Genomic DNA, 15,602 nt, shown 5'->3' with positions numbered 1-15,602 from the left:
CTCCCGTACCTTCGTCACCGGGCCCCACGTCCGGCCGGAGTCGCGGGAGACCCTGAGCGTCATGAGGACTCGCTGTTCGACACCCCCTCCCTGAATCCATGCAGCGTCCTTCGGCTCGGGCGCCAGAGTCTCGCCTCTCCTCGTCATGACCGAACTCCTCCGTGGGTCTCTGTTGCTCGTTCGGGGCAACACTCAGCAAAGCCGCTGGAGTTGGCGTTCTCCACGGCACTGATGCGGCAGTCTTGACGCAGATCCGTGCACGGACGGGGACAGGTTGGATTGCGTGGAGGGACGGCCATGGGACTGGCGAGACGACGCAGGGCCCTGGGTTACAGTCAGGAGAAGTTGGCCGAGTTGGTCGGCGTGGACCGCACCACGGTCGGGCGCTGGGAGAGCGGCAGGATCGTCCCTCAACCACCTCAGCGACGAGCCCTGGCCACCGCTCTCGAACTCAGCCTTCCGGAGCTGGATGACCTCCTGACGCCCCCACGAGCAGCAAGCGAGGGGAGGCCAGGGCAGCAGCCCGGTGTCCCCACGAGAGCGGGAGACCCCGACGAAATGATCCGCCGAGAATTCCTCCACATACTCACCGTCAGCGGAGCGCTATCCGCTCTCCCGGCCGAGGAGGCGGAAGCCCTCACGGCAGGCGTCCGCCGGGGAACTCCCGCTGACTTCGCCCGCATGAACAGCCATCTCTGGCAGGTCTACCAACTGTCGCGTTCCAAGGGATCCGTCTACCCGGTGGTCCGCGACCAGCTGACGACGCTCAATGAGGCTCTGGGAGGTAGGCGCGGCAATGCCCGTCCACTTCTGAGTGCAGCGGCAGACCTCTTTCAGCTGGCCGGCGAGGTGGCGTTCGACGCGAACCGATATGCCGACGCCGCTGCCTCATACGCGCTCGCGGCGTCGCTCAGCAAGGACGCCGGAGCGTACGACCTGTGGGCCTGTGCCCTCGTACGGCATGCCTACGTCGACATGTCGGAGCACCGCTACCGCCAGGCGGCGCAGATACTGGACGTGGCCGAGAGGCTGGCCGGGCGTGGCGACAAGATGCTCTCGACTCGCCATTGGGTCGCCTCGGTTCAAGCGGAGGCGCACGCCGGGCTGGGCGATCTGGACGCGTGTGAGCGCGCGCTGGAGCGCGCAGAGGAGGTCCGGGAACTCACTCCGGACAGCGCCAACGGCGGGTGGCTCAGGTTCGACGGATCCCGGCTCGCAGAGGAGCGCGGTGCGCGCTACGTGCGACTCGGGTGCCTGGACCTGGCGGAGGGAACGCTGCGGGAGGCATTGCAGCAGACGGCCTTGGCATCCGGACAGTCGCTGCGGCGAAGGGGCGCGGTGCTGACGGACCTGGCGGCCATCGGCGTGCGGCGGCGCGATCCTGAACAGGCGGTCTCCTACGGGAGGGAAGCCGTCGAACTGGCTCGCGCCTCATCCTCCGGGTACGTCGCCCGTAGACTCCGAGACCTGTGCGACGAGTTCGGCCCCCTGAGCCGCGACCACCGCGTGGCTGAGCTGGGGGCGGAGATCGCCACACTGAGCACGCCGTGATGAAAGGGGATGGCATGTCGCAGAACGAGGGTGCACGACTGTTCCGGGAGGCCTGGATTGCGGGAGTGCATCAGCACTTCCCCGGGGAGCCGAAGGCCGGCTACGTCACCCCATGGGACGACACCCCGCTGTGGGAACGCGAGGCGGCCGGCTCGGTCTACGCGCAGGTGCGCCAGTTCATCGAGGTCAGTGACGGGCGCACGTCCAGGCTCTCCCGGGGACAGAAGAGCCGCTTCGTTGCGACCTGCTGGACGGCCCAGATGTTCAAGCACTTCGACGACCCGAAGCCGGGTTACGTGGCGGACTGGCCCGATCTCCCGGCCTGGCAGCAGGAGACCGACGCCGACATCTTCGAAGCCATCGAGAATGCGGCGAGCTGACGGGGAGCCTCCGTGGCGGTCAGCTGACGGGAACCTTCGAAGCAGGCTCTCCGCTGACGGCACCGACGGACGCGGGCCGACCGCCCCCCTGTAAGGAGGGGATCACGCTCAGCTATGCCCCGGAGACCCCGGCCAGCAGCGCGGTCACCGCCCGTCCGGCCCGCAGCGCGTGGTCGGCCGCCGTCGGCAGGCAGCGATCCGCTGCCGGGTCGTACTCGTCCATGATCACGCCCGCGTGATCGGTCTCCGGCTCCTGGAGGGTCACCGTGGCGCCCGCGGCCCGCAGCGCGTCCGCCAGGTCGTGGGAGTGCCGGGCCGCCAGGACGGTGTCGCCGCTGCCGTGGACGAGGTGGACCGGGACGCCCGGGTGCCGGCCCGCGGCGAGGTCGGTCAGCGGCGCGGCGCCGGTGGTCCGTGCCGGCAGGCCGTAGTGGCCCGCAAGGCCCACCACGGCCCGCGGGCGCCGGCCACCTGTGCTCTCGGGTCGCAGGGCGACCCCCAGCGCGGCCCCGGCCCCCGCCGACCACCCGGCCAGCACGCACGGCCGCCCGTCGCCGCCCAGTCCGCCCGCATCCTCGCGGGCGAAGGCCAGGGACTCCAGCAGGTGTGCCCGGCCCCCGTCGGCGGCGTCCGAGCGCCAGTCCGGTACCAGGGCCAGCAGGCCACGCCCCGCCGCTGCCCGCGCCAGCGGCGCCAGGATGTCCCGCTCGTCGGGGCCGATGCCGTGCCAGAGCAGCACGACGGGCAGCGGCCCAAGAGCGTCCACCGGCCGGTACACGTCCAGGCGCTTGCCGCCCGGACCGTAGACCAGCCCGCGCTCCGTCTCCACTGCCGCGTCCGCCATGCCCATGTCCGGTGCCATGGCGGCACGTTATCCAACGGGCCACCGCGGCACCCGCGGCGCCCACGGGGCCGGCGTCACCACCCGCCGTGCATTGGCGCCCCTGGGGCGGAGCACCGGCGCGGCGGCGGGGCGCTTCCGCACGCCGACTAGGCTGGGAAGGTCGCCCGATGTGAACCGCAGGAGTGAGATGGCCGTCAACCTCGTCAATCTGGAAGCCGTCGGCAAGGTGTACGGAACCCGTGCCCTGCTCGACGGTGTCTCGCTCGGCGTCAACGAGGGGGACCGGATCGGCGTCGTCGGACGCAACGGCGACGGCAAGACCACCCTGATCCGGATCCTCGCGAAGCTGGAGGACACGGACACCGGCCGGGTCACCCACAACGGCGGGCTGCGCCTCGGGGTTCTCACCCAGCACGATTCGCTCGACCCGGCCGCCACCATCCGGCACGAGGTTATCGGCGATCTCGCCGACCACGAGTGGGCCGGCAACGCCAAGATCCGCGACGTGCTGACCGGCCTCTTCGGCGATCTGCACCTGCCGGGCTTCACCCACGGCCTGGACACCGTCATCGGCCCGCTGTCGGGCGGTGAGCGCCGCCGTATCGCGCTGGCCAAGCTGCTGATCGCCGAGCAGGACCTGATCGTTCTCGACGAGCCCACCAACCACCTCGACGTCGAGGGCATCTCCTGGCTGGCCGGGCACCTGCGCGCCCGCCGCTCCGCCCTCGTGGTCGTCACCCACGACCGGTGGTTCCTCGACCAGGTCTGTACGCGGATGTGGGACGTGCAGCGCGGCGACGTCCACGAGTACGAGGGCGGCTACAGCGACTACGTCTTCGCCCGGGCCGAGCGTGAGCGGATCGCCGCCACCGAAGAGGTCAAGCGGCAGAACCTGATGCGCAAGGAGCTGGCCTGGCTGCGGCGCGGCGCCCCGGCCCGCACGAGCAAGCCCCGCTTCCGTATCGAGGCCGCCAACGAGCTGATCGCGGACGTCCCGCCGCCGCGTGACAACGCCGAGCTGATGAAGTTCGCCAGCTCCCGCCTCGGCAAGACCGTCTTCGAGCTGAAGGACGTCAGCGTCCAGGCCGGGCCGAAGGTCCTCCTCAAGCACCTGACCTGGCAGCTGGGCCCGGGCGACCGGATCGGCCTGGTGGGCGTCAACGGCGCCGGCAAGACCTCGCTGCTGAGGGCGCTCGCGGACGCCGCCCGTACGCAGGGTGAGACCCAGCCGGTGGCCGGCCGGGTCACCGTCGGCAAGACCGTGAAGCTGGCCTACCTCTCCCAGGAGGTCGGCGAACTCGACCCGGCGCTGCGGGTGCTGGAGGCCGTACAGCGGGTGCGCGAGCGGGTCGACCTGGGCAAGGGCCGGGAGATGACCGCCGGCCAGCTGTGCGAGAAGTTCGGCTTCACGAAGGAGAAGCAGTGGACGCCGGTCGGCGACCTCTCCGGCGGTGAGCGCCGCCGCCTGCAGATCCTGCGCCTCCTCATGGACGAGCCCAACGTCCTCTTCCTCGACGAGCCGACGAACGACCTGGACATCGAGACCCTGACCCAGCTGGAGGACCTCCTCGACGGCTGGCCCGGCTCGCTCATCGTCATCAGCCACGACCGCTACTTCGTCGAGCGCACCACCGACCGCGTGCACGCCCTCCTCGGCGACGCCACGCTGCGGATGCTGCCGCGTGGCCTGGACGAGTACCTGGAGCGCCGCCAGCAGGTCATCGACGCCGCGATGCCGGCGCCCAGCCAGCAGACCGCCGCGGCCCCCAAGAAGGCCGCCGCCGTCAACCGCGCCGCCCAGAAGGAACTCCAGAAGATCGAGCGCCAGCTGGACAAGCTCGTCGACAAGGAAACCAAGCTCCACGCCCAGATCGCGGAGAACGCCACCGACTTCGAAAAGGTCGCCGGCCTCGACGCCCAACTCCGCGAACTGACCACGGAGAAGGACGAGCTGGAAATGCGCTGGCTGGAGCTGGCGGAGGAGGCGTAGGGGGCGGTGCCCGACACCGGCCGGTGGGGCATCACCCCACCGGCTTCGTGACCTCACCGCGAATCTTGTCGGCCTTGTCCGCGAACGCCTGGAGGTCGACGGACTGCGGATCCTTCGCCGGATTGCCGGCGTCGGTTTCCGCGAGTTCCCCGCTCGTGCTGGAATCGGCCCAGACGCAGAACGACAGGGTGACCTTCTGGCCCACCTCTGTGCGCACGTCGACACCGCAGGTGAGCGCATCCCCGCCCCCACTGGGCGTGAATTCCTTCTCCGCCACGGCGACTTCGGTCTTTCCGTCGCGCGTCATGCCGCGAATGGTGTGGTCGACGGCCGTCTCGGGATCATCGATGACGCCGTAGAGCCCCAGCATCGCCAGCGACTTGGTACCGCTCGTGTACTGGCCGCCCACGGTCTTGATGTCGTGCTCATTGGGCCCGTCCTGCGGCACCTGACCGGCGGCCTGCTGGGATATGTCCTTGACGAGCTTGTACTCCCCGCCCGCCAGCGTCTTCGGCACGGTCATCCGATACTTCGGCCCACCGGACGACCCGCCCGACGAACTCCCGCCACCCCTGAACGCCCCGCTCGACACCAGGGTCCCGACCACCAGCACACCGACAACGGCACCGATGACGCCCCACACCTTCCCGGCCTTCCGCCTCGGCGGTATCGGAGGCGGCATACCCGGCCCACCGCCGTACCCGAAGTGGGGCTGCTGCGGCATCCCGTAGGGTCCAGGCTGCTGCCCGTACGGACCCGGCCCACCGGGGTACGACTGCTGCCCGGGGTACGGCATCGGCCCACCGGGGGCGGCACCTGCCGGGTACCCGGCAGGTGGACCGGGCTGCGGCATCCCTTGCGGCGCACCGTACCCCGGCATCTGTCCGTATCCGCCTGGGGGTTGTTGCGGTGTGGTCATGTATCTCTTTCTTTTTTGAGGTGTGGCCGAAATACCGGGAAGGAGTTCAGCGAGGTGATTTTTCGCGGTGCCGCTGGGGGGTGCTACCTGCTGGAGCTAGGGGCTCTCAACGGTAGCGGGGTGGGTGGTGCGACCTGCGAGGATAGGCTAAGACTGAGCAGAGAAACGGTGAGTCTCGGTCAGACCTTCTGGGCGGGTCTTACTGCTTCCGAGAGAAGGGCGCTTCCAGCACTACATTCAGCTGGCGAGCAGGGAGACGAGGATGTCGGTAGTGCCGGGTGGTGCAGCTCGAGGAGTCATTCCAGGATACGAAATACTATGGGGCAACCCACTTCCTGTCACTCTCCTTCAAGGCGCTCTAGACTACTCCAAAGCGGAGGCAGGTTGAATCTTTCCATGTATTCCTCCAAGAACTGAAATGGAGGAATATTCGATGGCTCGGAACCTCTTTCCCAGACCGTGTCGCACTCTTCGCACACCTTAAACGTATCGGAACTACCGATCACGCGGCAGGTGACGACCCATCCTTGTTCGCATCGAGGGCATTGAAGCATTTCGTTGACCTATTTCACGTTTGGGGGAATGCGGTTATTACTCTTCCGGTGCCTGGTATGACTACGATTCGTAGGTTTTTCTCTCCTGCGGTTCCGACCTCCCGCCCCATGGGAACTACGTATTTTGCGGGGTCATTGGGGTCTGGTGTTCCACGCTTGGCCCACCCCTCGTCGATCAGGCTCAGGATATCCTTTTGTTCAGGATGCTTAAAAACGCTGTGCGCGGGCTTGGATGGGTCGGGTGCAGCATGTTCCATTACATGCGACAAGTGGTGGCCGTGTGCAGATCCGGGGCCATAAATCAAACCGCCTGGCGACTTGAATTTGTTCCCGCCGAGGTCAGCGAACCCGTCTGGCTTGCAGGGTGATAGCCCAAGCGGGTCGATCACTCCTGTTGGGTTGTATGGGTAGGTCACCGGATTTGGAGCGGGCGTCAAGCCGATTGGGTCTGGCGTGAAATAGCGAGCCGTGGTGGGGTCGTAAGTCCGAAAGTAATTGTAGTGGAGTTGCGTTTCAGTATCGAAGATTTGCCCCGGAAACCGCAAGGGGGTGTAAGCGGTCGCCGTTGCATTCCATGTGGTGGTCCCCCACAAGGTGGCTCGCGACTGAAATGCGGTTTGGCCTGTTTCGGTCACCAACTCTGTAGGAGTGCCAACTAGGTCGGAAATGATGGCGAAGAAGCGCTGATCTATTACCTGCTCGGGGATGCTAGAGGACTCAGCAACTCTGATCTTGCGCTCGGCTTGGGTAAGTGGTGTCCAGTGCTCATGATCCCATGTGAGTGCTATCGCCTCCTGGGTGCTTTTGGTGTATGTAGCTTGTTCTGTAAGAGTGTGGCCGTCCCAGGCGAAATTAGTTTGCTCGGCGAAGACCATCTCGTCGGCTGTGAGGCGTTGTTTTGCTGTGCGGCGGCCGAATGGGTCGTAAAGGTAACGCCAGGTGGCTCCGTCCGGCGTGACAACGGAAGTGAGCCGGTCCTCCGCATTCCAGGTGTAGCGCCAGGTATCCGGTTTACGCGAGACGCGGGTCTTCTGGCGGAGGGTTACGCGGCCCAGGGCATCGTGTTCGTAGCGGATGCGGCCGGCTCGGGTGATGGTGGTGCCGGTGTAGGTGCGGTCGCCGCGGGCTGAGGGGTTGGGGTGGCGGTCGGGCCAGGTGGCGTGGGTTTGGTTGCCGGCGGCGTCGTAGGCGTAGGTCTCGGACCAGTCGGTGGCGTGGACGGCGGTGACGCGGCCGGCGCGGTCGAGGTCGAAGGTGCGGCGGCCGGTGTGGGAGTCGTCGATCGCGGTGAGGTGGCCGTCGGGGCGGTAGGTGTAGCCGCGGTGGAGGACTTGTTGGGCCTCGGCGGCCGCTGGGTTCTCCGGGCCGGTGGCGGACTGGAGCGTGCCCGTGGCTGCCGTGGTGAGGGACTGGGCGGTGAGGCGGCCGGCGGGGTCCCAGGTGTGCGTGAGGGCGAGGTGGTCGCCGATGGTGCGGGTGAGTTCCTGGCCGGCGGCGTCGTGGTCGAAGGTGAGGGTGTGGCCGCCGGTGTTGAGGGCGGTGCGGTTGCCGGCGGCGTCGTAGGTGTAGGTGGTGGTGTGGCCGGTGGGGGTGGTGCGGGAGGTGCGGCGGCCCAGCGCGTCGTAGGTGAACGTCATGGTGCGGCCGTTGACCGATTCGGCGGTGACGCGGCCGAGGGTGTCGCGGGTGTAGGTGACGGTGGCGTCGGGGTTGGCCGCTTGGTGGAGGTTGCCGCCGGCGTCGTGGGCGTAGGTGGTGACCAGGCCCGCGGCGTCCTTGTGCGTGATGCGGCCCAGGGTGTCGCGGGTGTAGGTGGTGACTTCGCCGAGGGCGTTGGTGCGGGTGGCGAGTTGCCCCGCGGCGTCGTGGGTGTAGGCCAGGACGCGGTCGTCGAAGTCGGTCTCGGAGCTGAGGCGGCCGGCGCCGTCGTATCCGTAGTTCCAGGTCAGGCCCTGAGGGTTGGTGACCTGGGTGAGGCGGAGTTCGGTGTCGTGGGCGAACTCGTGGCGGACGCCGTCGGGGTCGGTGCGGGCCACCAGGAGGTCGAAGTGGCCGTAGGAGTAGTGGGTGGTCCGGCCGACGGCGTCGGTGTGGGTGAGGCGGTTTCCCTCGCCGTCGTAGGTCCACTGCTCCGTGGCGCCGGTCGCGTCGATGCGCGCAGCCAGCCGTCCCTCCACCGTCCACACCATGTGGGTGGTCTCGCCCAGGGGGTCCGTGACGGAGGTGGTGCGGCCGAAGGGGTCGCGGCGGTAGTGGGTGGTGGCACCGAGCGGGTCGGTGACCGATATCGGCAGGCCGGCCTTGTTGCAGAAGAGGTGGGTGGTGTTGCCCAAGGCGTCGGTGACGCCGGCGATATGGCCGCGCTCGTCGTGGGTGTAGGTGGTGGTGGCGCCTGCGGGGTTCGTGGTGGAGGTGCGGTTGCCGTCGGCGTCGTAGGTGTGGGTCCAGCTGGTGCCGTCGGGGCCGGTGGTGCTCGCCGGGTGGCCGTCGGGGGTGTATGTGGTGGTGGAGACGCTGCCGTCGGGGAGGGTGACGGTGGTGGGGTGACCGGCGTCGTCGTAGTCGAGCTGGGTGGTGCGCCCCAGTGGGTCCGTGCTCGACAGGACTCGGTGCTTGGCGTCACGGACGGTGCGGGTGGTGGCGCCGGTGGGATCGGTGGTCGCGACGATCTGGTGGCGGTCGTTGACCTGGTAGGTGAGGACCTGGCCGAGGGAGTTGTGGTGGAGGTTGGTGCGCAGTCCGGTGACCGGGTCGGGCTCGCCCCAGGTGAAGTGGGCGCTGAGGTGGCCGGCTATGCCGCCCTGTGAGGTGCAGCGGTCCTGGTCGTCGTAGACGTAGGTGTAGCTGCTGTCGTTGGTGTCGGTCCAGGACGTGATGCGGCCGTGGTCGTCGTAGGCGAAGCGGAGTGGGAGGCCGGAGGAGTTGGTGGTGCTGATGAGGTTGCCGGCCTCGTCGTAGCCGTACGTCATCAGCAGCTGATCGGAGCCGTCGGGGGCGCCGCCGGCGAGGTGGAGGGCGGTGATGCGCCCGCTCTCGGTGGTGAACAGGAGGCGGTAGCCGGCGCTGTGGGTGAGGGCGACGGGGGTGCCGTCTTCGGTGTAGTCGAAGGTGTGGTGGTTGCCGCGGCGGTCGGATATCTCGTCGAGGACGGCGAGGTCCTCGGTGTAGGTGGTGAAGTAGCGGCGGATGCCGGTGACGGGGTCGGTGAGGAGGTAGTCGCCGTCCGGGGTGAGTTCGAGGGGGGCGCCGTCGCCTTCCTGGGGGAGGGTGGGGACGCCGACGGCGGGGTGGGGGTAGAGGAGGAAGTCGCCCTCTTCGCCGATGAGGATGACGCCCTCGGCGTCGATCTCCAGGCGCTGGTCGACCGTGGACATCCAGGTCGGGCCGAACCAGCGGCCGGTGCGGTAGGACGACTCGAAGGTGCGGCTGAAGGTGAGGGGGAGGCTGCCGGGGAGGGTGATGTCGGTCTGCGGCAGGATCATCCGGCCGGTGGCCATGTCGATGGGGTCGCTGCCGAAGGTCTTGCACCAGGCGGTGCGGGCACGGTCCATGACCGTGCGCTTGCCGCCGTCCTTGACCGCTGTCCGTGCGACCCCCTTGGCCGCGTCCTTCGCCCCTGCCTTCAGCAGGCCCTTGCCGATGCCGGCGGCGCCCTTGCCGCCGACGATGTTGGCGAGGAGGTGCCCGAACGCGTCCCCCGGGTCGCTGCCCCAGCCCTCGCCGAGCATCCCCTTGGCCAGACGCCCGGGGTGGGCGGCGGTGCCGGCCAGGCCGAGTGAGGTCTTGGCGACGTTGGCCAGGTACATGTGGGGGTGGGCGATGTTGTACGGCTCCATCGGGTTCAGCGTGCGGGCCATATTGACCGTCTCCACCGCACCCTTGCCCACACCGCCGACGACGTGCATCAGGGTCATGCCGCCGGCCGCGACGCCGTCCACGACGTCGAAGGACGCCTCGGTGGTGAACTTCGGTGCCTGCGGCGCGTGTTCCAGGGCGCCCTTGAGGGCGTGCTGTGCCTTCGCGGCCGCCTCGTCGCGCTGGCTTCGGGCGTTCTTGAGCATCTCCCGCGCCGCCTCGCGGCCCTGGTTGCCGGGGTCGTGGAAGTCGCCGGGCTTGTCGGGCCTGGGCCCGGGGTCGGAGCCCTGGTCCCGCGCGGCGTTGTAGGCGTCGGCCTTCGCGTTGTACGTGTCGACCGTGTGGCGGTAGGCCTCGTACGCCTTCTCGCTCTTGCCCTCGGCCTCATGCCACGCGTGGATGGCCGACCGGGCCTTCTTCTGTGCCCAGGAGACCGTCTCCGCGTAGGAATCGAGGGCCTTCCACGCCGCTTCACAGGCGTCCGCGGTGCGCATCCACTGTTTGGGATGCACATCGAACTTCTCGTGGAAGGCGTCGGCGGCCTTGCCCTTCCAGGAACCGGCGTCCAGTTTGCGGATGCCCTGGCCGACGCGTTCGAAGGCCGCGTAGAAGTCCTTCAGGTGCCCGGCGGATTCGTTGATCTTCGCGACGTCGCCGTGGATCAGCTCCTTGGGATCGTCGGTCTCGCCCAGCTGCCGCTCGTCGACCTGTGCGCCGAGGGCGTCGGCGATGTCGTCACCGGTGGAGCGGACGGCCTTGGCCGCGCCGTCCGCACCCACGTAGGCGAGGGCGTCGGCGGTCTTGTCGGTGGCGTAGTCGACCGCCTCGCCGGCCGATTCCTTCACGTCGTCGAGGGCGTTCCCGGCCTTGTCGGCCACGGAATTGATGCCGTCCTTGACGTCCCCGAGAATGTCGCCGAGGCCCATCAGTTTTCATCCCCCAGTGGTGCGGTGCGGCAGTGGTGTGCGGTGGCGGTGCGGCGAAGGCTCAGGATTCAGCGTGACCTGAGCCCTGTGGGGACGCTTTCAGGGGCCGCAGGGCCCAGTTGTGGTCCGTGTCGCCCGCCCACTTGGACGTCGAGAAGTCCTGGCCCGTCTGTTCCGCCGCTTGTCCGACTTCCTGGAACGCCTTGCGGGACCTTGCCGAGGTGGGGTCCCAGTCCGCGTCATCGAACTGGGTGACCGCGTTGTCCTCGCCGACCTGCTTCCACGTCCGGTGCTTCAGCTGTTCCTCGGTCTTCGTCGGGTCGCCCATCAGCAAGGCATTCGCCCCGACCTTCAACGTCGTCGAAACATACTGCTCCTGCTCGTGATAAAGCCCGGCCGACAGATCGAGACGGCGCGCGAATTCGTTCGCCTCATGGATGAGCAGGCGAACTCCCCAACCCCAGCGTTCACAGAACGAATCCAATACGGAACTCACATCGGCATGGCCGCTCTCCAACCCGGAGAGCGCCAGCTTGTCGAATCCCTGGCCGAGTTGGGCGCTGGTGTCGAAGCCCAGCTCCTTGAGCTCCGCTATCGCGTCGTGGATGCCCTTGGTGACCTGCTTCAGGGCCGCCGGGTCGAGTTCGTAGCCTTCGGCCGATGTCATGCCGCACCTCCGGCCGTGGGTATGCCGGGCCCACTCGCGGCTTCGGCCGGCTCGCCGAGGTCGACCGCCGCGGAGTCCGGGACGATGCCGCTGACCGGCGGAAACACCATCGCCTGCGCACTGCCCGCGTCCAGCACGACGCCCGCCGGTCCCTCGACGGCGGGGATGACGACATCCAGGAGGCGGGCGCCGACGGTGCGGACGTAAGAGAGTTCGGCATCAGCGTCGGCGCCCCGGGCCACCGCGAAGCGGGCCAGTTCCTGTTCGTCGGAGAAGGCGTACAGCCACCGGATACCGGTCAACTCGGCCGACATGAGGGAGTCGTTGACAAGCGGTACGCATACCGACGTCCTGCGCAATTCACCCACCAGGGCGGCTGGATTCGGATGTCCCGCCTGAGCGGCTGCTACCTCGTCGGCCAATGACATGGTGGATCGGCCCTCCCCCGTCTTCTCCTCAGCTGCCGAACCCACTTTCGCATACGGCACTGACAGGGCCCACAAAGGCGCCGGGGTGCCATGACGCGAAAACCGGCCGGTGGTTTCTTTTGTTTTCAATCAGGTGAATGGTGGGCGCAGTCGGATAGGCGGAGGCGGTGTCGTGCGGTCAGCCATCGGGCACCGCACACCTCGTGCACCGCACCCCGACGGCGACCCCGATGTGCAGCAAGCCCGCCCGATGCCCCGCCGCCGAATCCCCGAAGGCCGGGCCCAGTTGGGCCCCGAAGGCGTTCCGAAACGGCGTCAACCGGCCCAGATTGGCCGGGATTCCAGCATTCCGGGGGCTTCTCCACGGTAGGGGGCGCACTATCGCAGCCGAGCGTGTAGCTTCCCGGGGACGAGCGGCCCGGCCGGGGGGTCGCACAGGGGCCCGCCGGTGGTGGGAGGGGGTTGCCCGATGGGCGTGCGGCTCATGGTGGTCGACGATCATCGTCTGCTCGCGGAGGCGCTCGCCTCGGCGTTGAAGCTGCGCGGGCACCGCGTTCTGGCGGCGGCCGCGCCGAGTGCGGGGGCCGCGGAGCTGGTGGTGAGCCGGGCGCCCGAGGTGTGTCTGCTGGGGACCGCCGCGCCGGCCCGGCCGGGGGCCTTCGACCCGGTCGTACGGATCAAGAAGGAGCGGCCGCAGGTCGCGGTGGTGGTGCTGGGGCCGGTGCCCAGTCCGCGCGGGATCGCCGCCGCCTTCGCGGCCGGGGCCTCGGGGTACGTCCGCAACGACGAGCGGATCGAGGGCGTGGAACGCGCCATGATGAAGGCGCGGGCGGGGGAGTCGGCGGTCTCGCCGCAGCTGTTGCAGCAGGCCTTCGAGGAGTTGCTGCACCCGGCCGCGCAGCCCGACGACGAGGGCGCGCGGCTGCTGGAGCTGCTCACCCCGCGCGAGGTCGAGGTGCTGATGCGGGTGGCGGAGGGCGAGGACACCCGGCTGATCGCGGCGGGGATGGAGATCGCGCCGAGCACCGCGCGCACGCATGTGCAGCGGGTGTTGATGAAGCTGGAGGTGGGCTCCCGGCTGGAGGCCGCCGCGCTGGCGGCCCGTACCGGGCTGCTGGACCGGGCGGCGGGCGGCCGGGCGCCCGCCGTGCGCGCCACGGCGACGGAACCGGGGGATCCGGTACCGCCGCCGCAGTGACGGTCAGCTCCCCCGGCCACCCGCCGCAGCAACCGCCGGTCACCGCGCCCCGCGGTGACCGGCGCCGTGTTCAGCCCTCCGCGGGCCCCTCCTCGGCCGCCGCCCGCAGTTCGTCGGCAGTCGGCGGGACGGCCGGGCGCAGCTTCAGCCAGACCAGGAAGAACAGCCCGAGTGCGAGCATGCCCACGCCCGTCCACAGGTTGATGTTGATGTCCTGGGCCTTTCTGAGATCCGCGTCCGAGGCGGTCAGGCCGGCGATGGTGACGATCACGCCGTAGACGACGAACAGGCCGCCGATGATGCGCCGGACGTCGAAGAGCCGCGCGGCGGTCGCCGATTCGCGCTCCAGCTCCTCGACCTCGTGCTGGTAGTCACTCATGGTGCGTCAACTCCGCTGGTTCGGACGGGCTCAGAAGGAGAACGGGATGTAGCAGACGGCGGCCAGGACGATCGCGCCCCAGCCCAGCAGCGCCGGCTTGCGGTACCAGGCGTCGTCGCCCTCGGCCGGCAGCTCTTCCATGCCGGGGGAGCGGGTGCCGTAGACCAGGCCGGCCAGGGAGGCGGCGGGCTTGGGCCGGGTGACCAGCGTGACCACGAACATCACGACCGCGCCGACGACGAAGGCGACGATCGAGGAGACGAAGTTGGCGCCCTGGTCGGAGGGGATCGAGATGATGCCCTGCTTGTAGAACCAGAAGTAGTTGACCATCGCGGCCACGGTGCCGGAGAGCAGACCCCAGAAGCCGGCCGCGGCGCTGGTCCGCTTCCAGAACATGCCGATGATGAAGACCACGAACAGCGGCACGTTGAAGAAGGAGAAGAGCGTCTGGAGGTAGTTCATGATGTTGCTGAAGGACGAGGCGATGAAGGCGGTGCCCATGCCGATCAGCACGCCGACGGCGGTGACCACCCGGCCGGTCGCCAGGTAGTAGCGGTCCTCGCGGCCCTTCTTGAGGTACGCGGCCCAGATGTCGTTGGTGAAGACCGTGTTGAACGACGAGACGTTGGCGGCCATACCGGCCATGAAGGCGGCGAGCAGCCCGGTCACCGCGATGCCCAGCACGCCGTTGGGCAGCAGGTCCCGCATCAGCACCGGGATCGCGTCGTTGTACTGCAGCCCGCCGTCGGTCTTGCCCAGCGTCGGCTCCATGACCAGCGCGATCAGGCCGGGGACGACCACCACCAGCGGGATGAAGATCTTGGGGAAGGCGGCGATCAGCGGGGTGCGCTTGGCGGCGGAGAGGTTCTTCGCGGACAGCGCGCGCTGGACCTCGGCGAAGTTGGTGGTCCAGTAGCCGAAGCTCATCACGAAGCCCAGGCCCAGCACGATGGTGAGCCAGTTGGCGCCGAGCGGGTTGGACTCGCCGATGCCGGTGCCCTTCCAGGCGGTCAGGAAGGCGTCACCGTGCGAGGAGGTGAGCGAGTGGGTCAGCCCGTCCCAGCCGCCGACGCGCTTGAGGCCGACGACGGTCAGCGGGATCAGCGCGGCCAGGATGACGAAGAACTGGAGCACCTCGTTGTAGATCGCCGAGGACAGGCCGCCGATGGTGATGTACGCCAGGACGAACAGTCCGGCGATCACGATCGCGAGCCACTGCGGCCAGCCGAGCAGCGCCTGCAGCACGATCGCCATGGCGTAGAGGTTGACGCCCGCGATCAGGACCGAGGAGACGGCGAAGATCACCGACGACAGCAGGTGCGAGGACGGGCCGAAGCGGTGCAGCAGGAACTCCGGCACCGAGCGGACCTTGGAGCCGTAGTAGAACGGCATCATCACCAGGCCGAGGAAGACCATCGCCGGGATGGCGCCGATCCAGTACCAGTGGACGGTGTAGGCGCCGTACTGCGCGCCGTTGGCGGCCATTCCCAGGATCTCGGTGGCGCCGAGGTTGGCGGCGACGAAGGCGAGGCCGGTGACCCAGGCGGGCAGTGACCGCCCGGAGAGGAAGAAGTCCAGGCTCGTCCTCACACTGCGCCTGGCGGCGAAACCGATGCCGAGGACGACCGCGAAGTAGATGGCCAGGATGGTGTAGTCGAGCCCGTTGGTGGGGAGCCGTAGCCCTTCGGCCAGCGTGATCATGAGGGCACTCTTTTCGGGGGTCCGGGGGGCGTCCCCCAGGAGACAGAGCGGTGTGCGCGAGCTGAACGCACAAAAAGCTACGCTCGCTCCTTGAGAAACTGAACACTTATGTTTGTTTCAGTTGTTGATTCGTGATCGGGCCAGACAGTTTGTCTGGAATGTCCGCCCTCGGGTCCGGCGTTGACGCCTCTGTTTAGTTGTGCTTCATTG

At 68.4% G+C, this 15,602-nt stretch carries 11 protein-coding genes; 4 read left to right on the top strand and 7 right to left on the bottom strand.

Going from position 1 to position 15,602, the window contains the following annotated elements:
* The first annotated feature begins 297 nt into the window (after window positions 1–297).
* Both ACQP17_RS15230 and ACQP17_RS15225 read left to right on the top strand, forming a co-directional pair.
* On the top strand, window positions 298–1,551 hold the full coding sequence (locus ACQP17_RS15230; RefSeq protein ID WP_433856795.1) for a helix-turn-helix transcriptional regulator: 1,254 nt from the start codon (window positions 298–300) through the stop codon (window positions 1,549–1,551).
* Window positions 1,552–1,565: 14 nt separating this feature from the next.
* Window positions 1,566–1,931, top strand: a complete 366-nt coding sequence (locus ACQP17_RS15225) for a hypothetical protein (protein WP_433856794.1) — start codon at window positions 1,566–1,568, stop codon at window positions 1,929–1,931.
* Window positions 1,932–2,043: 112 nt separating this feature from the next.
* Here ACQP17_RS15225 and ACQP17_RS15220 read toward each other — a convergent pair whose 3' ends face one another.
* Window positions 2,044–2,793 (bottom strand): alpha/beta hydrolase, encoded by a 750-nt coding sequence (locus ACQP17_RS15220; protein ID WP_433856793.1) that lies wholly within the window; start codon window positions 2,791–2,793, stop codon window positions 2,044–2,046.
* Window positions 2,794–2,962: 169 nt separating this feature from the next.
* On the opposite strand from ACQP17_RS15220, the gene ACQP17_RS15215 reads away from it, so the two are divergent.
* A complete protein-coding gene (locus ACQP17_RS15215) occupies window positions 2,963–4,765 on the top strand; it encodes an ABC-F family ATP-binding cassette domain-containing protein (RefSeq protein ID WP_433859912.1) in 1,803 nt (600 codons plus the stop codon).
* 31 nt (window positions 4,766–4,796) lie between these two features.
* Here the strand turns inward: ACQP17_RS15215 and ACQP17_RS15210 are convergent, their stop codons facing one another.
* The 4 genes from ACQP17_RS15210 to ACQP17_RS15195 form a co-directional block, all read right to left on the bottom strand.
* Complete coding sequence (locus ACQP17_RS15210) at window positions 4,797–5,288, bottom strand: hypothetical protein (RefSeq protein ID WP_433856792.1); 492 nt, start codon at window positions 5,286–5,288, stop codon at window positions 4,797–4,799.
* Between the two features lie 964 nt (window positions 5,289–6,252).
* Window positions 6,253–11,019 (bottom strand): putative T7SS-secreted protein, encoded by a 4,767-nt coding sequence (locus tag ACQP17_RS15205; protein ID WP_433856791.1) that lies wholly within the window; start codon window positions 11,017–11,019, stop codon window positions 6,253–6,255.
* A gap of 61 nt (window positions 11,020–11,080) precedes the next feature.
* Window positions 11,081–11,686, bottom strand: a complete 606-nt coding sequence (locus tag ACQP17_RS15200; protein WP_433856790.1) for a hypothetical protein — start codon at window positions 11,684–11,686, stop codon at window positions 11,081–11,083.
* Window positions 11,683–12,114: an SseB family protein gene (locus tag ACQP17_RS15195; RefSeq protein WP_433856789.1), complete on the bottom strand. Its 432-nt coding sequence runs from the start codon at window positions 12,112–12,114 to the stop codon at window positions 11,683–11,685. Before ACQP17_RS15195 ends, ACQP17_RS15200 begins: the two co-directional genes overlap by 4 nt.
* A gap of 469 nt (window positions 12,115–12,583) precedes the next feature.
* Here ACQP17_RS15195 and ACQP17_RS15190 point away from each other — a divergent pair, with 469 nt between their 5' ends.
* Window positions 12,584–13,312 (top strand): response regulator transcription factor, encoded by a 729-nt coding sequence (locus tag ACQP17_RS15190; protein WP_433856788.1) that lies wholly within the window; start codon window positions 12,584–12,586, stop codon window positions 13,310–13,312.
* Window positions 13,313–13,382: 70 nt separating this feature from the next.
* On the opposite strand, the gene ACQP17_RS15185 is transcribed toward ACQP17_RS15190, so the two are convergent.
* A complete protein-coding gene (locus ACQP17_RS15185) occupies window positions 13,383–13,691 on the bottom strand; it encodes a hypothetical protein (protein WP_433856787.1) in 309 nt (102 codons plus the stop codon).
* A gap of 30 nt (window positions 13,692–13,721) precedes the next feature.
* Window positions 13,722–15,392, bottom strand: a complete 1,671-nt coding sequence (locus ACQP17_RS15180) for a sodium:solute symporter family protein (RefSeq protein ID WP_433856786.1) — start codon at window positions 15,390–15,392, stop codon at window positions 13,722–13,724.
* Window positions 15,393–15,602 lie beyond the last annotated feature (210 nt).

This window comes from Streptomyces kronopolitis (genome assembly GCF_050953795.1).
Classification (GTDB): Bacteria; Actinomycetota; Actinomycetes; order Streptomycetales; family Streptomycetaceae; genus Streptomyces; species Streptomyces kronopolitis_A.
The sequence above is the reverse complement of the archived record's forward strand: the minus strand, read 5'-3'. Positions and strand labels throughout refer to the sequence as shown.